The organism is Bradyrhizobium sp. Arg816 (assembly GCF_029989365.1).
Classification (GTDB): domain Bacteria; phylum Pseudomonadota; class Alphaproteobacteria; order Rhizobiales; family Xanthobacteraceae; genus Bradyrhizobium.
Window position 1 is genome coordinate 48,555 of the sequence record NZ_JAPRAQ010000007.1, and the last position, 19,113, is coordinate 67,667.

Consider the following 19,113-nt stretch of genomic DNA (forward strand, 5'->3'; position numbering starts at 1 on the left):
TGGAGAAGCCGCAATGCCTCCCGTTGATACTGCGGTGATCGTCGTCGCCGGCATCGCGCTGTTCGCGGCCTTCGTCAACGGAGCGCTCGGCTACGGCTTTTCATCCCTTACGGTGCCGATGGCGCTCGTTTTCTACACGAACCGCATCCTAAATCCCGCGATCGTGCTGATTGAGGTCGTCACCAATTTCTACGTTCTGTTTATCAATTTGAGTGGCGTCGCGGCCGTGTGGAGAAGGGTTCTTCCAATCGTCCTCGGCCTCCTCCCGGGGATCGGAATCGGCGCTCTGATCCTTACTTCCGTGCAGCCGGGTTGGATCAAGCTGGTGACCTACTCGATCATTCTGCCCCTCATCCTACTGCAGGCAGCGGGGTGGCGCAGGCCGATCCGCTCCAGCTGGCTGGTCGGCCTGCCCTTCGGAACCACTCTGGGCGTCCTGTACTCCGTCACAACGATCTCGGGACCGCCGCTCGCGATCCTGTTCAACAACCAAGGTCTGGTCAAAACTGAATTTCGAGCTGGCCTCGCATTGGTGCGCGTGGCCGAGTCCAGCGTGACAGCCATTGTCTATTATCAGCTTGGCCTCTTCACCGCCGAAAGCGGCCAGCTTCTGTGGGTCTTCTTTCCCTGCATCGCGATCGGAGTTCCGCTCGGCTCCTACGCCATCAGCCGACTTGATGCCGAGACCTTCCGCCGGATCTGCATGAGCTTCGATGCGTGGGTCGTGGGCTTCGGCTTTTCCCGGGTATTGATCGAGGTGAATCTGCTGGGCAGCCCCTGGGCCTACGCCGTCCTTATCCTCACCTTGCTGATCGACGGCTGCTTGTTGTACATTTTCTTCAAAAGGCGATCTGCATCAAATCGCTCGCAACAGACGTTGGTTGCTCCGATCGGGCCGGGATAACCGTAAGAGCTTCGCTCATGACTGAACCTCCGCACGATCGATACGCTGCACTCAACACCTTCCTCGGCTACGTCATAGCGGCGCTCGCCGTCGCCATGTTCGTCTTCGAAGTCCTGCCAGCGATGCGCCTGCAATAGCAGGGTCGGAAGCGTGAGCACGGCGGACCGAGAGTCCATCGCTGGATCCCTACTTCTTGGCCTCGGCTCCCGCCTTGAAAAGGGCCGAGGAGTTCGCATAAGGTGTCGCCGAGGGGACAAGCAGACTCCCCGTGAGACTTCGGTCCAAGTTCTGCGCAGCACGCAACACGTGGAGCTTGCGCATGGATACCGAACGACAACCCTCTCCCAGACGTACCGTCGCCATCCTCTCGCGAGGAGATGCCGCCGCGCGTCGCGATGCGACCTCGAAAAGCGGCCGCTTCGTCGACGTCTTCGAAGCGCTCGCAGCCGTCGGCGTCGACGGGCACCCAGCGATCTACGACGAAAGCTTCGCCGACGAGGTCCGCGAACAATTGCTCGGGGTCGACGGTGTGCTCGTCTGGGTCAACCCAATTCAAGACGGCCGAAACCGCGCCGGTCTCGATGGCCTGCTGCGCGACGTCGCCACGCAGGGCGTGTGGGTGAGCGCTCATCCGGACGTCATCCTCAAGATGGGCACCAAAGAGGTCCTCTATCGCACCCGCTCGATGGGCTGGGGAAGCGACACGGCGCTGTATCAAACCGCAGCAGCCATGCGTGCCGAGTTGCCCGCGAGGCTCGCCGCCGGGCCGCGGGTGATCAAACGCAGCCGGGGCAACGGCGGCCAGGGTGTCTGGAAGGTCGAGAGGTTGCCGACCTCCTCCATGATAAGGGTGATGGACGCGACCAAGGACGCGCCCGAGGAGCTCACGCTGGATGATTTTCTCAGTCGCTGCGCGGAGTATTTCGAGAACGGCAGCGTCGTCGACCAGCCATATCAGTCTCGCTTGAGCGAAGGCGTCGTCCGCTGCTACATGGCAGGCGACCGCTGTGCCGGCTTCGGCCATCACAAGGTCAGAGCCCTGGTCGATTCGCCGGCCGCGCGTTCCGAGGCCGGGCCGCGGCTCTACACGTCGAACGCAGACCCCTGCTTCCAGCGGCTGCGGCGGTTGATGGAGGACGAGTGGACGCCCCAGCTAACGTCGCTGCTAGATATTGCGCCAGGTGACCTGCCCGCGATCTGGGACGCCGACTTCATGCTCGGCTCCGTCCGGGCCGATGGGAGCGACAGCTATGTGCTCGGCGAGATCAACGTCAGCTCGGTGCATCCCTACCCGAACGAGGCGCCGGCGGAGATCGCTCGGCGTGTTGCCGATCGGCTGCAGCTTAAGCTTTGACACCATGCTGACGGTCAGCGTGCTCAAGCGCTTGCATATCTCCGTTTCATTCGACTTGCAGGACGGAGAATGCGTCGCCCTGCAAGGACCCTCCGGCGCCGGGAAGACCCTGCTGCTTCGCTCCATCGCGGATCTCGACCCCAACGACGGAACGGTCAAATTGGACGGAACGCTAAGGGAGGCGATGCCCGCCCCCGTCTGGCGAAAGCAAGTGACCTACCTCGCTGCCGAGCCTGGCTGGTGGTCGGACACCGTGCAGGAGCACTTCGGCGAATGGGACGATGCCTTACCGCTGGTCACACGATTGGGATTGCCACCCGGCTGCGGACCGTGGCCGATCCAAAGGCTTTCCACTGGAGAGAGACAACGGTTGGGGCTTGCGCGGGCGCTGATGCTGCGATCGCGGGTGCTTCTGTTGGACGAGCCGACCTCGGCCCTCGACTCGGCATCAGCTGCGGCCGTCGAATCCTTGATCGCCGAACGCATTTCCAATGGAACGAGCGTCGTCTGGAGCACGCACGATGACGCCCAGGCCCGCCGCGTCGGGTCGAGGATCTTCGTGATGAGTGCCGACGGCAGAATCGAGGAAAATGGGCCGTGACTTACATCCAGCTGGCGTACGGTGACTTGTTCCTGCCCGCGCTCCTTGTCGTCATGGACGGCGTTCTCTCGCTTGTTCTTCGTCTCAAGCTCGAAAAACAACTGGCCATCGCGACCGTGCGGATGGTGCTTCAGCTGGTGCTCGTTGGATACGCACTGACGTTCCTGTTCGCCGCAGTCTCGCCGCTCTGGACCGCCCTCGCGGCCTTCATCATGGTTCTCTTCGCCTCACGGGAGATCGTGGCGCGGCAGAAGCGGCGCCTACCAGGCACTTGGAGCTACGGCTTGGGCGCAGGATGCACGCTGCTCGCCGCCGGTACCGTCACGATGTTTGCGCTCCTGACCGAGCTACGTCCGGATCCCTGGTATCACCCGCGCTACGCGCTGCCTCTGTTGGGCATGATCCTGGGCAACACCATGACTGGGATAAGCTTGGGCTTGGACGTGCTGACCAATGGCCTGGTGCGCGAACGGGCTGCCGTAGAAGCTTGCCTTGCCCTTGGCGGTACCCGGTATCAGGCGCTGCTGCCGGTTCTAAGGGATGCAATGCGGAGCGGGCTAATGCCGACCATCAATTCGATGGCCGCAATCGGCCTTGTCTCCTTGCCGGGGATGATGACCGGTCAAATCCTCGCGGGCGTCGAACCGATAGACGCGGTCAAATATCAGCTCTTGGTCATGTTCCTGATCGCCGGGGGGACGGGATTAGGAACTCTCGCTGCCGTTATGGGAGGCGCTCGCCTGCTCACCGATCAAAGGCATCGATTGCGACTCGATCGAATACCCGCTGAAACGTCTACTTAAAAGCTTCGGTCGCCATTGCCCTTTCCGAAGAAGGGGATTCCGAATTGCGCTTTCTGTCGGTAGATTTCACCAGTGTTTACAGATAGACGCACTTGAGTTCTCCGCGGACGTCGCGGTCGCCCTTGTCGTCGGAGCAGGTAGCGACAACTAGGTTCTGCGCTCTGGATTGCCGCCCAGATGCCGATTGCAGCACACGAGGGACGGCGTCTTTGGTCAGGATGCCCTTCTTAGCCGTCGCCATCGACACCTTCACGATCTTGCCGACCTCGGTGATGACATGGCGCATGCAGTGCGCAGCGGACGTCTTGAAATGTACGATTATGCCGGTGAGATCGCGGTAAAATCCAGCGAAGGAATTCTTGCACGCTAGAGGACGTGGCTTGTCGGCCACACGTCCGACTAAACCGAGACGGAGTGTCGGGATTCGCACAGACGCGTCAGCGCCATTTATTCAGCCTGTCAGCGGTTGCAGTGGTGTGATCGGCGGATCAGCCCGGCGGTCTCCTCCAGGGCCGCCGGGTTTTCCGGTTTGCCAGTGGCGAGGGACTGACGGCGCTGTGTGAGTAAAGGCAAATGGGCTTGGATAATGATCTTCATCTCAAAATTGCTGTCATCGCCCTTGGCGCATTTACGACCGTCTTGGCGATCAGGCTGATAATTTCTTTCTGAGTTTCCTTCATGTGCTTGCACGGCGGTTCCGTAACCAGGTCTGCGCCGCGCATGCGCGCAACACGGCGTTTGTCACTTCTGCGCCAGCTTGATGGTTGAGACGGGCCATTTCCCGGGATGCCCAGCTACGGAAAGACGCAAACCGTGGGCTTCGTCCAAGTGTAATCCTTCGACGGTCCCCGCCTTGCCGTCCGTAAGCACCACGGCCTTGCCGATCAATTCTGACTCGGCTTTGTGATACTCCCGCAGGATAACGGTGGCATGCGCTTTAGCTCGAGGCATTGCCTTCAGGCATCTCGTTTTTGGTGCAAACTGCAAACGAGGGGAATTGAGCTGCGTTCCTCATGAACAGCTCGTCCAGATCAGCACCACGTCTGCTCCAACCGTGCAGACAACCGGCAGTCGGGAAAAATAGGAACCTCGCTTAGTTACGCGGGTTCTTCCCGCCGCATGCCCACCATCTATTTCGACATTCTCAGTGACGCCGACACGATCATCGACGACGAGGGCGTCGAATTGCCGAACACCTCCGAGGCCCCACAGCTGGCTTTGGAATTGCTAGGTCAGGCGATTTTGGATGGATCGCGCCGTGGCATTGCGGGCGTAACCAAGGTCGAATTGCGAGATCAGAACGGGCCTTTTCTGCGCGTGTCAGCCGCTGTCGTGATCGAGAAACTGTAGCGAGATCTCGGCAATCGCGCCCCTAAACGGGAAATTCATTAATGAGCAATTTTCTACGTCATTCTTCAGCCGATATGTCCGTCTTTCCGAGACGGGACGATTTGCTTAGTAGGACTGAGCAAACCTCGCCGGTCAACGGCCGTCGATGGACTGATGGCTATCTCTTCCCAGTCGTATTCTTATGTGTCGGCGGAGCGGCCTCGGTCGTGTGGATCGGCGCCATCGGATGGACCAGTTGGTGCCTGATCAACTGGGTGATTTCATAGCCGTCCAGCAAAGATAAGCCCCGCCGCCCCCAGACTGCGAGCCCTCGAATTCGTAGCTGTTGCAGCTTGGCCGCGAACGGCTCCATCTAGGAACGTCGGGCTTATTCCACCATTGAATACAGCGAAAGGGAGGACACCATGGTCCGTGACCTTTTGCTCCTCGTCGCCGTTTCGATGGTGTTGAGCGTATTTATCTGGAGCGTCTTTGGAAATTCGCCACCGAGACCCGCGCAGCCGCGTGTTGGCGCAGCATTCTCCTTGAATGCCGCTCCGCAGCCGGCGCCTGAGTTCAGTCCGTATATGAGGACAGAGCGCTGATAGGTTTCCCCTCTGCCCACTTCAGCACCGGCAGGCCGGACTTAAATCGCCGTCGCGCGCTCTCATGAGCCCAGCAGGTTGCGCACAGGGTCAGCGGTGGATGGGCGCCGGGGTAGGTCCTGACCTCGCCTCGGGAGTAGCGGCACTTGTCACTGTCGCAATCGGGATTTTTGTTCAGATTGTTCACCTTGGCCTCGGTCAGTCGCAATCTGCCTAAAGTGAGCGAATACGAGTGCGTTATCGGGTGACCGGCGAAACGGCCCCAGCGCGCTGTTGCCGGACAGTGCACTGAGGCTAGTCACGACGGGCCACCCCTTGTGGGGGGCTCGGGAAAACCCGGCAACCGGACGGTCGTTCCTAAGAGAGGGGCCACTTCCCGACGAGGCGCTCGGCCCGCTGCGTCAGCTTCGCGCAGGTGCCGCGCGCTCGAAAAGCTCTGCGCTCACGTCATGGCTTCGACGGCCACCGCCGCCCCGGCCTTGCCGAAGGCAACCCTGCGGCTCTAGGGGCAAGCGTCCCGTAGTGGCACGTCCGCCCCGACCCATTTGAAACCAGAACCCGGCGTAATCCGTTAGGGTCGCGTCTCCACGGCCGCCTTGCCCAAGGTTCCGGCGCCGTTGGAGGGACGGGTGCGCTCAAGGGCGTGCCCGTCTTATCAATCTGGTTTCGCTCTGTGCGCCCGGCCCCGAAGACCACTTCATGAAACGGAGGCGACCATATGGAGAATCCCGATCTCAAAGCGTGGGTCGATGGCTGGATGGAGAAAGTGAAGCGAGGCGCTGAAGTCCATCGCCAGCAAGGTCTGTCACCGGAGGATGCCGAAGCGCGCGACTATGCCCCCGCTGACGTCAAGATCCTCACCATCGCCCACGTCCCGGAATCCCTGCAACAGGCGTGGCTGCAACATCTGCGCGACTTCGACGTCGCGCATCCCGGCTGTCATTTCGAGGTGATGGTGGATGCGCCCGAGATGCCGCTGCCCGACATCATCAATATGCTGGCGATCAATCCGGGGCTGACCTTCACCAAACTGCTCGAACGCAAATGAGCTGGCCCGACCGGCGGTGCCATACCGAGCCAGGCTTGGGGCCTGAAATCAGCGGCGCTTCGCTCGCCGTTTTCCTTGTCTCCGACCTGCTTGCTCCCGTGAAGGCAGGTCGGCATTGAACCAGAGTGGTGGTTGCCTCGGAGCGGCGGTGGTGTCGGTGATGTTTCTGGGATCGCTCATCATCATCGCGCTGTGGTTCTTTTACTAGAACAGCACGATGAATCCGCCAACTGAGCCAAGGCTTACGTTCGCTTCTCGGCATTAATACGCAGGACATAGAGCGTGTTTTGGGACTCGTCCACGACTTCCATCCGCCATTCGCGGTGGGGTGTGAGCTTCCCGCCGAGGCATTGGAGCATCTGCCCAGCCGTTACCGTGGCCTCAGACCAAGAGGCGTGCTCGTCAGGTAGCTCATAGCCTTCGCGGTCGAGTTCGCGGCGTTTGTGGGTGACGTGGAAGAAATAGCGCGGCATGCGTCAGAATCCTACAGAGCCGGCCGCGTTTCACAACAGCCAGTGCGAAGGGCCGCTGTACGACGCGAAATCGGTCCTGATTGGATTTCTGCGGTCATCTCCAGTTTCCTTTGGATGCTGTCCAGCCCACAACGAATTCGCGGCGAACTGGCATCTAGGACGTTGATTTGGATCAACCGTCCCGCGAATAAGCGGGACGCCTAGGGTATACAAGTGAACAGATCGAACAGGCGGGGGTGGGACATGCTCGCTTCGGTGCGCTGGGCCTATCTCGGCGCGCTCGCGGCCCCGGCGTTTCGGCTCCTGTCCCAGCCTCCGGACGCTGGGGCCGTCGCGCGCTGCATCAGCGATAGAGCAGTGCGAGGACCATCAAAGCCGGTGCAATCATGCCTAGCAGGATAATTAGCACGATGAAAATTCGCTCGTTCACGGCGGCCCTCGCGGGACGAGAATAGACCCGGTGCAGGACGCCTGGGGTGTACAAGTGAACAGCTGAAAGAGGCGGTTGAGGCTGAGGGTATAAGGCAGGTCGGCATTGAACCAGAGTGGTTGCCTCGGAGCGGCGGTGGTGTCGGTGATGTTTTTGGGATCGCTGATCATCATCGCGCTGTGGTTCTTTTACTAGACACCAAGACGCGCAAGGCGAAGCGGCGCGTGGCAAAAAACGCATGCCGGAAACGCCGCCCGCTTAAACAGAGCGCGGGCGGCGGCTTTAGACGGCTGTCTGAGACATTTCCTCGGCCTCTTCTTTTGCCAACACCTTAAGCATTTCAATGCCGATGTCGCCTTCCTGCGGCGACCTGATGAAGTCGAGCTTGCCCACGGACTGTTCGACGGTTGCGATGACTGCAAGCGCATGATTGGCCGTCGGGACTTCAGTCGTTAAAACTGCGACATTGCTTCGCTTTCGAAACCCGATGGTGTACGTCATCTCTGTCTTCCGAGTTTCACCTGCTAAAAGGGCGGCTCCCGTCTACGGTGCCTGCTGCTAGCTGGAGCCGCACTTCGAGCAAAGCTGTGACACGGACCCGAAGCGTGAGGCAAATGTTGGTCGCGCGCCAGCGTTCCTACTGAAGACGTGTTGGAAGGCGAGCTACCTCCAAATTTAATGTAGCAACATAACATTTGAGAGAGCGCGGATGCACCGACAGCCGAGGATGGCTTTAGTGCGCTGGGTAAGCCGCGCGCTCGCGGCCCCGGCCTCCCGGCTCCTTTGTCCCAAGCCCCCGGAGACGTTTGGGGCCGTCGCGCGTTGAATATTTAAGTGCCGCGAAACGGCGCGACAAATGCGCGTGGTTATCGGCAGTGGAGATGTTCCGATGCGCGACCTGCTTAGTCCGCGTGAGAAGCGACTATTGAGGCGCCTAGCTGCGGGGAAGACTGACGCGGAGATCGCGGTGCGACTGGGCGGTACCGCCAAGCAAATCTCAGAGCAGAAAGCCCGGTTGCTCGCGCGATTGCAGATCAATTCGCCCGACGAGATCGCCGATGCAGCAGAGCGGTGGGCGAGCTGGCCGCGCTATCGAGGCATCACGTAGATCGACCGCGAACCAAAGCGCAGGGTTACGGGTTACGGAGGTGTCAATTTCCTTGTGCCGAAGCGCTATTCGCTTTTTTCTCTGCTCGATGTACCACAACCACAAAAAACCAATGGCGGTGAGGACCATCGTGTAAAAAAGGATCTCTTCAATCATCACCGGAGGGCCCCGAGTTACCGTCCACCGACCGGGAATAGTTTTCCGTCACACTCGGTGCCGTTGATCCACATCAAGTGTCGAGTAAACGATAGCGGTGAGTCTCCCTTCAGCACACCCCACTATGGGGACAGGGGAGAAGCTCGCTAAAGGCTGTTGCAACAGCTCTCGCTCTCCGCCCTCCGATCTTTCTTAAATTTGCGCTGACCAGAGGCGCTGACCCCAAGCGAGAGTTTTGAAACTTGGCGGTGACGGCGAGGGGATGTCGAAATAAGCATGCTTGCCCGGCCGAATTTTCCAATCCCGGTGCCTCGGCCAGAGAGGTACGGCCCGCGAGAGGATCGCTCAGCACACCAGGGAGGCCCTCGCAGCCGCCAGCGCTCGCGGGCAGATGCTCGGCAATGCTGGAATCGGAGAAGCTCGCAAAGCGGAAGCGTACCTGCATGCGGAGCGTTTCCGCCCCATCATCGAGCCGCTGCGCGATCTTCCCGCCAAGCGGCACGATGGGCCGCTTGCGGCCGTCGCAGAGGGGACCGCTCAGTGTGGAGCGAACAGGCGAGCCAAAATGTTTGGCGGGACGTGAACCAATTCACATCTGACGAGGCCGCCGGGGGCATTATGAAAGCGGATATTTTTAGAACCCAAGGCCGGGGGGAACGATTGCCAACCCCCTGCTACGGAGTGCTCAATGAGCGGCGAACGGTGGCCTTACTTTGCCGGCATTGCATCGATCATTTTAGCGATATCCTTTGCGTACTTGCTTGAACGGAAGTGCCAAAGAGTGCTTGCATTTCAACGCTCCTTTCCATCCGCTCTGTCCGAGCTAATTGTAGGAAACGAGCCGATTAGGTGTTGGTTCGATAATTGATCTATGTGGAGGCCGGCTACTGCTCTTGGTCACAAGCGGCGCTCCGGCCGCTCAGTCGTCAGGTCGGGCTCCGTCCCTGAGAATGGCCTTCTCGGCGGCTCAAAGGAGTCCGGCTACGGGCTAAGAACGGCTTTTATGCATCGCAGGACGAAGCCCCCGGAGCCCCGCCTGGTCTGAGCGTTGACACGCCACCGGCCACGCGCCTGTGATCACCAAAAACAACCAGGTAATATTGAACGTGGATCACTACCGCTTGTGCTGTCCGACCTCGACTGTCATGTATCTGCGAACTCCCACATAACCGAATTGTTTGCATAGGGGAGATCCGATGAATTCCAATGCAGATTTTTCGACAATTCTAGACCGCATACTTGATACAGCGGCCGACAATTTCAGGATCGCAAAAATCCTCGTTCAAATGGGACTTGATCCCGACAACATCACCTACGACGCACTGTTCAATCGGCTGTTTGAAATTTTGTTGGCTAATATCACGCTCGCCAACATGTTTGCCTTGGTTGGCGCCATATTCTTTGTCGCTACCTTGCTGATGCAGAGAATGGTGCCGCTGCGCGTTGCGAACATGGTCGGCTGTACATTCTTCGCAATTTCTTGCGCGCTTTCCGGGAGCGTCGCCACCTTTCTGCTTTATCTGCTGCTGTTGCCAGTCAATGTCGTTCGCCTCCGCCAACTGCTCAAGCTCGTTAAAAAAGCACGTAACGCGACGCGGGGTGACAGGTCGATGGAATGGCTCAAACCATTCATGACCGAACGTAGATATCGCCGAGGCGACATACTCTTCAGGAAAGGTGATTCCGCTACGGAAATGTTCCTCATCGGCACCGGGAAGTTTCTCGTCATAGAAACCGGCGTCGAGCTTCCGCCAGGGCGCTTCATGGGAGAACTTGGCTTCCTCACACCCGATAACCGGCGAACCGCGACGGTCGAGTGCATAGAGGACGCCCAAGTCCTGACCATAACTTATGAAAGGCTGCTTGAAATCTATTTTCAGAGTGATCAGCAATTCGGCTACCATATCCTCCTCCTGACCAGCCAGCGTCTCCTAGAACACAACCAGCGGCTCCAGGAAAGCATCTCGCGGCTGGAAGCAGCTCTCGCACAAGAGAAAGCGGCGCGACACATGGCAGCTGCGCGAGGTACAGCTTGAATGGCATTGACTACCATTGGGGGCAGTACTGTCGCCGCGCAGCGCGACGATCCGCTTGGGGCAATGGCGACGGTTTGGCGCGATTTTAGATTATGTCTGCTCTACCCCTCACAGCCGACATATCCTCGGCCGTGGAACATGGCAGGAATAGGCCATAAGGGGACATCGCGTGATAGCGTCTCGGCTTTTTAAGGCGCAATTGGCGACCCCGAAACTAGATGACGGCCGCAAACAGGCGCAACGGCTCTGCAAGGCCCTTAAGCTCGGCCGGCCCCTGATCGACGAACTTGAGGCCAGCACCAGCGACAAGGTCTCTTACCGTGCTCGAAGCCAGAACTTCGCTCGCTTTCGCATGCTGAACTACCCGTGCGGCGATGTGAACAGCGATGCCGCCCACGTCGTCGCCCATTATCTCAACTTCACCGGTATGGACGCCGGCCCGCACTTCGAGATCGAGTGTCCGCACCGCGCTGACGATACCCTGGGCGCAGCGGACAGCGCGCGCCGGGCCGTCGAACAGGGCCAGAAATCCGTCGCCTGTCGTTTTAACTTCACGTCCGCGGTGCCGCTCCAGTTCCGAACGCACCGCTGCATGATGCGCTTCCAGAGTTGAACGCCACTGCTTGTCGCCCACCAACGACGCTTTCCTTGTCGAATCGACGATATCGGTGAACAGCACGGTCGAGAGGACGCGATCAACGTCAACGGCAGTAGCGGAAACGCCCATGAATTTTCTGATTTCCTCGACGAGCCGGTCCTGATCTCCTGACCATGCGAGGTGATCGTTCCCTGGTAGTTCGACGTAGCGCGCCTGAGAAATTTTCTCTCCAAGCTCGCGGCCGGCGAGTGCACGAATGCGTATGTCGTCGCGCCGATGCATGACTAGCGTAGGAACGCGGATCGACGACAGGACGGCCCTTACGTCGATCTCGCGGTTCATACGCATTAGGTTGATAACATCAGACGGGCTGGCCGCCGAGCGCTCGAACTTGGCGAAGCGCTCTATGGCCCCGGGAACGGCGGCTGCTGACGGCGAGAAACTAGGCAGACTTTTGCCGGTGCCCCAGTTGGACCGGATATCGCGCTCAAATCCCACAAAATCGTCAAACGGAACGGAGGCGCCGACCGTGCGCGCATATGTGCCGAACAGGATGAGACCGGCCACCCGTTCAGGATAGGTCGCCGCGAACAGGATCGACATCGGCCCACCTTCCGAGACACCGAACAAGTAGGCCCTCTTAGAATCCGCGGCGTCGAGGACAGCGCGGATATCGTCGATCCTTTCATCGAGATGCGGGACACCGACGCCCCGATCGCTGAGACCCGTGCCACGTTTGTCGAATCGGATCAGTCGGGAGAACGAGCCGAGGCCGTTAAGGAACGAGCGGCGTGGGGATTCTCCCACGACAGTTCCAGGTGCGATACAAAGCCCGGCGTCATGAGCAAGTCCGGACCATCCTGTCCGGATATTTGGTAGGCGACGAAGACCTCGCCGCTGGTCACGTACCGCGTCTCGACAACCATTGGCTTCCGCCGGACTGAAAGAAGTAGCCTAGGACTAACGGCCAAGCAGTGCAATCGATCAGGATAAGCTCATGGCCGCGTGGCGGGAGCCTCAGATTGCCCTTGTTGGCTGACGCCTCCGCAGCCTACCTCAGTCGGGGTCTTTCGGAGATCGGCTTTGGGTCACAAGCCGATCTTGGCGGGCTGCTTCAACTTGGTCGGAACATCTCCTGGAAAACTCGAAACTGAGATGCTCAAGCGAGGAATGTTCTTTGACATTATCAAGTGCTCCGAACATCAGGGACGATTGCCGCTCCAGCTAGGCCCAGGCTACCAGCCCAGGGGGCCCATGCCGTAGACGATTATTTCCCACCGCCACAAATTGTTCGTGGTCCACCCCGCAAAACCCAGTGTCGCTCGGGAGAAGGATTTTCCAAAAGCGAACGGGATGAGAACGCCAAGTACGGGCCATCTGCACCGACCGCTGAGCCGAGGTCGACTTGGCCAGTCCGCGGATTTATCGAAATGCGTAACAAGCGATGGTCAAAGCGAACACGGCTGCCTAGGGAACGAGGCGCGAGTTGATTGCCTGACCGAGCAAAGCGGCCTGTTGGCTGTTATTCATCGGTGCCGACGCGACCACTGTTCCATCCTGGATCAGCGGTCTGCCCATCGTTATAATGATGGTGTCTGTATTTTTGATTGTCCCAGACAAAAATGGAGAAGCGGTGGGCGCTGTTATGCGAACAAGCTTCCAGGAGGGCGTGAGATTGCCCGAAGTAGTGATATAAAAATTGATGGTCTCCTGAATGACATCAATTGGATCGTAGAGCGGTTGGGCAGCTGGTTTCTCGGGTGTTATCCTGCAACCGTCCAGACTATTCAGCATTGTGTTGGCTGCAGCGTAGACTGCCTTCTTTGCTGCTTGCTCAGCGTTATAAAAGTCGATGATCTTGTCAGGCCCCGATTTTTCTGGATTCTTTGATGGGTTTGTAGCTGATTGATCCGGAGAAGGATTCTGCTCAAGCGGCTCACTGGCTATAGTGGCGTCGATATTAACTTTATTAATTGCCACTTCTGCCGCCTTTGCGACTGCCTTACTCTTGCTAGCAAGCATCTCGGAAAATCTCGGCCCCTGGGATGATTTTGAGTGGGGCATGATAAACGGAAAGCTCTCCGCTCTCCGTTGGGTCCTCGGCGACGACTGGGATATGCTGGACACCTAGTTTTCGCTCGCACTCGAGCAGTTAGCCGAGAAACGCTGCTGGACGCATCTCTGAACTGGAGCGTGCTGGCGATACTGGCCAATCGAAGGTCAACAGCAGATGGCGGCAGCTAGCGCGATCCCAGTCGTGCGAACGGCCCCGGTAGCGAGTGGGGAGTGCACCCACCCCCACCTCGCCATACCGTGCCTTGTGCCTTACCCCGTTGCGACCGATGAGGCGGACCTGACCCAAAGGCTAGGAGCCGATCACCGCGAACCTCCCCATCGCACGCCGCTTGGACTGCCACACCTCTGCGTCGGACTGGTAGTGCATATGAAGATGACGCTCCGGCGTCAGTACGAAAACATCATCTCCCCAATCTTCGCCAACCGCGCAGAGGCTGACTGCGGCCTGACGCATAAGTCGCGGCGCCAGCAATCTTGGCAACACTAACCGGTAGCAAACACCATCGTGGACAAAGAAGCCGAGCCGGACCATGAGCGCGAATTCGCGGCTGAACATGCCATAGCCATCCGCGTACAGCTCGAATGCGGCGGCACAATTCTGTTGCCTCAGCTCATCGAGCGTTTCACGAGCGAAGGCCGATAAATCTGGAATGCCATCGGCGTGAAGCAGATAGGCCTGATCGTGGAACTCCCGATCCTCCTGCGCGGCCGACCATAAGGCTTCGGCTTCACTCGCCTTGGCGAGCCAAGCCGCTTCAAACTCGGGTCGCTCTCTTGGCATCTCTAAGAGGACGTGCGTGGCAGAAGGCGACATCTTCGGCTCTCCTATAGATTCCTTGGCGGGTAGGAAAACTGTGCTTTTGCGCCCGACTCTCAAGCACAGTATCGCAGCACGATGCTGAGCGAAATGCCTCGCCTAGTCGGAGGCCGAAAAATTTTGGCGCGCGGTGTTGCGAACGTTTGAGATGCGACTGTTGGGGGACGCCAGGGGGGCGGTCGCCAGGGTACCAGCCGCTGCCCCACACCGTCACGGCTTCGGGCGTTGAGCTCTATTCAAATGCTTCCGTCCTCTTCCACGCGCGGCTCTTGCGCAGATTCGCGCCTTGTAACATACTGACGCTCGTTTGCTTGTTACGAGATTGATGATTTGCAGCCTATCGTCGCCTACTATCGCGTTTCCCGAGAGAAGCAGGGCCGCTCAGGCCTCGGCCTCGACGGCCAGCGGCGCCTCGTCTCGGTCTTCGCCAGCAACGAGGACATGGAGATCGCAGGCGAGTTTACAGAGGTCGAGACCGGCAAAGGTGCAGATGCGCTCGACAGGCGCCCGCAGCTCGCCGCTGCCTTGCGGAAAGCTAAACAGCTCAAGTGTCCGGTCGTTGTGGCCAAGCTGGATAGGCTTTCGCGCGACGTGGCATTCATCGCCGGTTTGATGGCGAAAAGGGTGCCGTTCATCGTTTCGGAGTTGGGCAAGGGCGTTGACCCCTTCATGCTGCACATCTATGCCGCTGTGGCGGAAAAGGAACGCAACGTCATCGCTGAACGCACCCGCCTAGCTCTTGCGGAGGCTAAGCATCGAGGCAAGCGGCTCGGCAATCAAAGACAGGCCGAAATCAACAAAGCCGCTGCAGCGAGTCGGGACGCTCGGCTAGAGCCTATCCTGAAGACCATGTGGGATCTTCCCTACCGGGAGATCGCGCAGGAGCTGACCGAGCGTGGGATACCCGCACCTCGTGGAGGCGGTTGGAATGCAATGACGGTGATGCGCGTCATGAAGAGGCTTGGAGTTGGTGGCGACTAAGCGTTGACCACGAAGTGACGTCGGCGAGCGCTTCTTGACCGCTGCCGCCTTCCTCTCCTCATTCCACAGGGATGCCTCTGGCAGGCCGCTTACTTTTGCTGAACATTTTCCGGGAAAGTGCGTACTTCGCCTCTCGGTTTCGCTTGATGATCTGCAACCCGCGCCCACCGTGCTTCAAGCAGGTCGGAACGCCCTTCAAGGCGATGTTGCGGCAGCGCTGCCCCGTGCATCGCGCGATAGCCTCGCACAGCCGCCTGTTGGCGCGTCCCGGCTTAATCGCCGTTTGTATCCGAGACGCTCTCCATGCCGCGTTTCCGCTCCCGGCAGTCTTGTGACGCATCCTCCCGGCTCCTCTGTCACTAGCTTGTTTGGCTACAACAAAGGTGGCGCCACCATGTATTTTGCACAAGGATGAGACTCAGTTTGCCCGCACAAGGCGCCTCAATGGCCTAATGGCCGCTATTCCTCTGGTGAGTTCGTGGCGGAGTATCGGCTTCATCAGTTGATTTGGTGGCGCTCATTTGCGCATTGGTGCTCCGTTGGGGAAAGGCTAATGCGCGCACATTTGCGCATTAGCTTTTCCCTTAGGGCACCGATCAATAACGCGCAGATTGGCTTGCGCCATTGCTGCGCCATTGGCTTCAATCCAATGCGCATATTGTTCCCGGCCTCTTGGCGTTGTCGACCCGGAGGCCCTTCACAGTCTTTCGGGTTTCTGGATTGTTGTACTCGAACTCGACCAGGAGCCCGCTCCGCAACCACGTCTGGATGACCTTGCGGGCCTCTCGCTCGGGCTTTTCTGGCGCGTGCTTGCTGACGACCTGCCAAGCCGCGCGGGTGGAGGCGTTCGGCGCAGCCGTGTAGAAGGTGCCGTCCGGCAAGCCTCGATCGATCTCAGTCAGCATGCTGTTCAGCCGAGCATCCGGCAAATCCGCCCACAGACGCGGAGGGTTCCAGACCTCGACCGTTTGAACTTCGTCACCATTGGGATACATGTCCGTCTCATTGCCGATCCTGACGCCAATCAACTTGAACCAAGTTTCGCGACCGCCAACGGCAGCAAGGTTCACCTTGGCGCGGTCGTAGCGAACATATTGCCGGCGCTGCCCCTCAGAGATGCCGTACTGTTGCGCCTCCGCCTCACTCATTGGCGTCAAGGTGTAGGCCAGCCGGGTGGCATCGATGAGGGCGCTCGCGCCTCGACCGCGATGTGCGTCGCCCGGTCTGTCTTGGCCCTTTGAGGTATGGTGGGGCACGTCGACGGCGATATCATAGCGTATGGCAATGTCTGACAACGCTTGAAGAACGCCATCCACGGCCGAGTTCGAGTTCTCCTCGATGCGGTGGGCCTTCACCAAGGGATCGATGATAACGCAATCGATGTCGTGCCTCTCGATCGCCGCCTCGAGGTGGCCCCTGAGCTGCCCGTCCATGATATGGCCGGCGGCGTTCATAACTTTCAGCTTACCTGCGCTCGCGCCCGGCGCGGCGAGGAATAGCCAACCATCCAGCTCCGACCTGGCGATGTCGTAGTGAAGGCAGGCAGCCAGGATGCGCCGGCGCAACTCGTCCGCGTCATCCTCCAAACTAACAATCAGCACGCGGCAGCGTTGGAAGACGTGCTCATCAGTCAGTCGGCGCCCGGTGGCGAGTGCGAGGGCCTGGAGAATCCGCATGGCAGACTTGCCAGTGCCTCCCCCGGCCAAGAGCGAGCTCACATATCGGCGGCAAAGGCTATTGCCGAGCAACCACGCGCGCGGCGGCGGCGCGTCGCGATCGAGAGCAGCGTTCCACTCCTGAAGTCCTGCGCCGCCATTTGACACCGGAAACTTCTGTTCCGCGCTTTCGACAAGACGCGGGATCTCCGCGTACCGTTCGCGCCACCTATCATCCCTAGGTGCAGCCGAGGCCTCCATGAGCGCCCGCAATTGATTGACCGCGGCCCCCGGGCTCGTGCCGGAAGACGTCATCTTGGCGGCAAGGCCGCGCAGGGAGTCGTGCAACGCATGGCCCGCGATGACGTTTGCGGTCAATTCTTTCCAATCGCTCGGGCCGGCCAGGTCAGCGTCGGAGCCCTTGCCTTTGTGGAGCGGCCGCCGGTAGCCAAAGTTCGCCTCCAGCAGCGCGACAATATCCGTAACGAGCTGCTGGGCCTCACCGCCGCTGATGTGCGGCAATTCCGCAAGAAGGACTCGCCCGGGCTCTCCGCCGTGCCAGCAATAGCTCTGGCCGGTGTCCGGGTGGACGCCATTGACAACGAGTTGTTGCCCGTCGCACAGGAACTCGATCTTTTCACTTACACCATTCGGTGCCGTGAGGTTCGCAGTGATCTTTTTGAAGACTTGATCAGTGCGGAACAATATTGCCCGCTTGGGCGGCTTCCCGATCCGAACCAGGACATGCCCGTAACGGTCCTTGATCAGGTCTTCAACTGCCTGAGCCGCATCCGCGTTGAGGATGTCGATGTCCAGCGAGGGCATTCGCCGCGTCAGGCAGCCCGTGTTCGTTGCGTGGGGGTAGAGTTTACTCCAGATTTCAATGTCGCCTGCTGACGTCTGGTCCCGCTTCTGCCAGCCCTCGATGATCGGGCGCTTGCCGACCAGCGGCAGCGGCTCATAGCCACCACGCAACAAGATCTGGCGCACGTCCATCGGCGTCATGCATTTCCCCCTGCACCGCCACCATGGACGACCCGGCTCATGAAGTCGTGGAACGCCGCATCAGACCGGATCAGCTCGATACGACGGTGCAGCCGCTTCCGGAGCTCTCTCAGCGTCTTGGAGGTGACGGCCTTGGAGTGCGTTGCTGCCAGAGACATGGAGAGCATCCCGGCAAGCGCGGTGGTCAGGGCAGACGCCGTCTCCGCAGTTCTGAAGATAACCACGCCGGAGTCGTCCACCCTTGAGGTCTCTATGATGGCCTTGGTGATCGCCGCCGACATCGCGCTCTCAAACGTCTCATCGTAGTGGTCGAACGCCCCTGCGTATTTGCCGTGAGGATCGGTCATGGTACGGACTCGACGTCTCTGACGTACGCCGGGCCGGTGAACCCCAGGAACTGCTCCCTCTCTTTGCAGGATGCCCTGCGCCACGCCTCGGTCAACTCGCCGTAGACCGAGGTGCCGTGGTTCGCGACGACCACGTCACCCTGAGCCACATCAAGCTGCAGCGCCCCTTTTAAGTTGGCAGTGGATCCTCTGCCGTCTCGCCTGCGCCTGCCGTCCCTGCCGATCGTCTCCCTCAACTGGGGAATTTCCCCACTTGATTGTTCCTTTGCGCGGACCGAAGCGACCGTCTTGTGATCGACCTTCACGATCGCGGCGATCTGGCGGTTCGACTTGTCTGGCGCCAAGATCAAAAGCTTGGCGATCAGTTCCTGTTTTTGCTCCGTGGAGAGATGTCGTCGCAGGAAGTTCTTGGAGAGCACGTAGCTGATCGGGTCCCGGCCCGCTGCGTTGCGATGCGGGATGTTCTCCCAGTCAGGTTTTCCATTGGCGGTGACCAGCGTTGCGCCAGCCATTTCCATCGCGTCAAGCCGATTGCGGCCATCCAGCAACTGGCCCTCGAACACTGCGACGCCCTCATGCAGGCGGTTCTTCTGGATGTCGTCGCCGAGCTCTTGCAGCTCCTGCTCGGACATGAGCGTCAGCAGCTCGGCAGCTGGATGGATCGGCAGCGCGTCACGCCACGACAGTTTGCCTTTTGTCATACCGGTCACCCCTCTTGCGCGAGAGATCCGACCGGCGTATTGGAAGGGCGTTGGAAACGCCGATCGTTCTCCGGTCGGGATTTAGA

General features: G+C 59.5%; 21 protein-coding genes. 9 read left to right on the forward strand and 12 right to left on the reverse strand.

Annotation, left to right across the window (positions count from 1 at the left end):
• Nucleotides 1–13 precede the first annotated feature (13 nt).
• The 4 genes from OWC48_RS18650 (at nt 14) to OWC48_RS18665 (ending at nt 3,662) form a co-directional block, all read left to right on the forward strand.
• Complete coding sequence (locus OWC48_RS18650; RefSeq protein ID WP_282521272.1) at nt 14–904, forward strand: sulfite exporter TauE/SafE family protein; 891 nt, start codon at nt 14–16, stop codon at nt 902–904.
• A gap of 319 nt (nt 905–1,223) precedes the next feature.
• Complete coding sequence (locus tag OWC48_RS18655) at nt 1,224–2,258, forward strand: Cj0069 family protein (protein ID WP_282521273.1); 1,035 nt, start codon at nt 1,224–1,226, stop codon at nt 2,256–2,258.
• Between the two features lie 4 nt (nt 2,259–2,262).
• Nucleotides 2,263–2,859 carry an ATP-binding cassette domain-containing protein gene (locus OWC48_RS18660; RefSeq protein WP_282521577.1) on the forward strand — a complete coding sequence of 199 codons (597 nt, stop codon included), beginning with the start codon at nt 2,263–2,265 and terminating at the stop codon, nt 2,857–2,859.
• A complete protein-coding gene (locus tag OWC48_RS18665) occupies nt 2,856–3,662 on the forward strand; it encodes an ABC transporter permease (RefSeq protein WP_282521274.1) in 807 nt (268 codons plus the stop codon). Before OWC48_RS18660 ends, OWC48_RS18665 begins: the two co-directional genes overlap by 4 nt.
• A 76-nt stretch (nt 3,663–3,738) precedes the next feature.
• Here the strand turns inward: OWC48_RS18665 and OWC48_RS18670 are convergent, their stop codons facing one another.
• The 3 genes from OWC48_RS18670 to OWC48_RS18680 all read right to left on the reverse strand — a co-directional run bounded on the left by OWC48_RS18670 (nt 3,739) and on the right by OWC48_RS18680 (nt 4,613).
• On the reverse strand, nt 3,739–3,948 hold the full coding sequence (locus tag OWC48_RS18670) for a hypothetical protein (protein ID WP_282521275.1): 210 nt from the start codon (nt 3,946–3,948) through the stop codon (nt 3,739–3,741).
• Nucleotides 3,949–4,121: 173 nt separating this feature from the next.
• Nucleotides 4,122–4,352 carry a hypothetical protein gene (locus tag OWC48_RS18675; RefSeq protein WP_282521276.1) on the reverse strand — a complete coding sequence of 77 codons (231 nt, stop codon included), beginning with the start codon at nt 4,350–4,352 and terminating at the stop codon, nt 4,122–4,124.
• 51 nt (nt 4,353–4,403) lie between these two features.
• Entirely contained in the window at nt 4,404–4,613 is a 210-nt protein-coding gene (locus tag OWC48_RS18680; protein WP_282521277.1) for a PRC-barrel domain-containing protein, read from the reverse strand.
• A gap of 168 nt (nt 4,614–4,781) precedes the next feature.
• On the opposite strand from OWC48_RS18680, the gene OWC48_RS18685 reads away from it, so the two are divergent.
• On the forward strand, nt 4,782–5,012 hold the full coding sequence (locus tag OWC48_RS18685) for a DUF6894 family protein (RefSeq protein WP_282521278.1): 231 nt from the start codon (nt 4,782–4,784) through the stop codon (nt 5,010–5,012).
• Nucleotides 5,013–6,314: 1,302 nt separating this feature from the next.
• On the forward strand, nt 6,315–6,644 hold the full coding sequence (locus OWC48_RS18690; RefSeq protein ID WP_282521279.1) for a hypothetical protein: 330 nt from the start codon (nt 6,315–6,317) through the stop codon (nt 6,642–6,644).
• Nucleotides 6,645–6,886: 242 nt separating this feature from the next.
• On the opposite strand, the gene OWC48_RS18695 is transcribed toward OWC48_RS18690, so the two are convergent.
• Both OWC48_RS18695 and OWC48_RS18700 read right to left on the reverse strand, forming a co-directional pair.
• Nucleotides 6,887–7,117, reverse strand: a complete 231-nt coding sequence (locus OWC48_RS18695) for a DUF6894 family protein (RefSeq protein WP_282521280.1) — start codon at nt 7,115–7,117, stop codon at nt 6,887–6,889.
• Between the two features lie 712 nt (nt 7,118–7,829).
• A complete protein-coding gene (locus OWC48_RS18700; protein ID WP_282521281.1) occupies nt 7,830–8,048 on the reverse strand; it encodes a hypothetical protein in 219 nt (72 codons plus the stop codon).
• A 355-nt stretch (nt 8,049–8,403) separates the two neighbouring features.
• Between OWC48_RS18700 and OWC48_RS47165 the strand changes: the two genes are divergently transcribed.
• On the forward strand, nt 8,404–8,655 hold the full coding sequence (locus tag OWC48_RS47165) for a helix-turn-helix transcriptional regulator (protein WP_368860665.1): 252 nt from the start codon (nt 8,404–8,406) through the stop codon (nt 8,653–8,655).
• Here the strand turns inward: OWC48_RS47165 and OWC48_RS18705 are convergent.
• The gene (locus OWC48_RS18705; RefSeq protein ID WP_282521282.1) at nt 8,545–8,811 is read right to left on the reverse strand and encodes a hypothetical protein; all 267 of its coding nucleotides are present in this window, start codon (nt 8,809–8,811) and stop codon (nt 8,545–8,547) included. The genes OWC48_RS47165 and OWC48_RS18705 overlap by 111 nt on opposite strands.
• A gap of 1,196 nt (nt 8,812–10,007) precedes the next feature.
• Here OWC48_RS18705 and OWC48_RS18710 point away from each other — a divergent pair.
• The gene (locus OWC48_RS18710; RefSeq protein WP_282521283.1) at nt 10,008–10,847 is read left to right on the forward strand and encodes a Crp/Fnr family transcriptional regulator; all 840 of its coding nucleotides are present in this window, start codon (nt 10,008–10,010) and stop codon (nt 10,845–10,847) included.
• A gap of 214 nt (nt 10,848–11,061) precedes the next feature.
• Here OWC48_RS18710 and OWC48_RS18715 read toward each other — a convergent pair whose 3' ends face one another.
• From OWC48_RS18715 to OWC48_RS18725, 3 genes are all read right to left on the reverse strand, one after another.
• Nucleotides 11,062–12,252 carry an adenylate/guanylate cyclase domain-containing protein gene (locus tag OWC48_RS18715; RefSeq protein ID WP_282521284.1) on the reverse strand — a complete coding sequence of 397 codons (1,191 nt, stop codon included), beginning with the start codon at nt 12,250–12,252 and terminating at the stop codon, nt 11,062–11,064.
• A gap of 660 nt (nt 12,253–12,912) precedes the next feature.
• Entirely contained in the window at nt 12,913–13,509 is a 597-nt protein-coding gene (locus tag OWC48_RS18720) for a hypothetical protein (protein WP_282521285.1), read from the reverse strand.
• 301 nt (nt 13,510–13,810) lie between these two features.
• Entirely contained in the window at nt 13,811–14,335 is a 525-nt protein-coding gene (locus OWC48_RS18725; protein WP_282521286.1) for a hypothetical protein, read from the reverse strand.
• 333 nt (nt 14,336–14,668) lie between these two features.
• Here OWC48_RS18725 and OWC48_RS18730 point away from each other — a divergent pair, with 333 nt between their 5' ends.
• A complete protein-coding gene (locus OWC48_RS18730; protein ID WP_282521287.1) occupies nt 14,669–15,319 on the forward strand; it encodes a recombinase family protein in 651 nt (216 codons plus the stop codon).
• Nucleotides 15,320–15,960: 641 nt separating this feature from the next.
• Here the strand turns inward: OWC48_RS18730 and OWC48_RS18735 are convergent.
• Genes OWC48_RS18735 through OWC48_RS18745 form a run of 3 tightly spaced genes read right to left on the reverse strand, consistent with a single transcriptional unit; the run spans nt 15,961 to nt 19,027 of the window.
• Nucleotides 15,961–17,979 (reverse strand): AAA family ATPase, encoded by a 2,019-nt coding sequence (locus OWC48_RS18735; RefSeq protein ID WP_282521288.1) that lies wholly within the window; start codon nt 17,977–17,979, stop codon nt 15,961–15,963.
• Nucleotides 17,976–18,326: a hypothetical protein gene (locus OWC48_RS18740; RefSeq protein ID WP_282521289.1), complete on the reverse strand. Its 351-nt coding sequence runs from the start codon at nt 18,324–18,326 to the stop codon at nt 17,976–17,978. The genes OWC48_RS18735 and OWC48_RS18740 overlap by 4 nt, the downstream gene beginning before the upstream one ends.
• Nucleotides 18,323–19,027 carry a hypothetical protein gene (locus OWC48_RS18745; RefSeq protein WP_282521290.1) on the reverse strand — a complete coding sequence of 235 codons (705 nt, stop codon included), beginning with the start codon at nt 19,025–19,027 and terminating at the stop codon, nt 18,323–18,325. The genes OWC48_RS18740 and OWC48_RS18745 overlap by 4 nt, the downstream gene beginning before the upstream one ends.
• Nucleotides 19,028–19,113 lie beyond the last annotated feature (86 nt).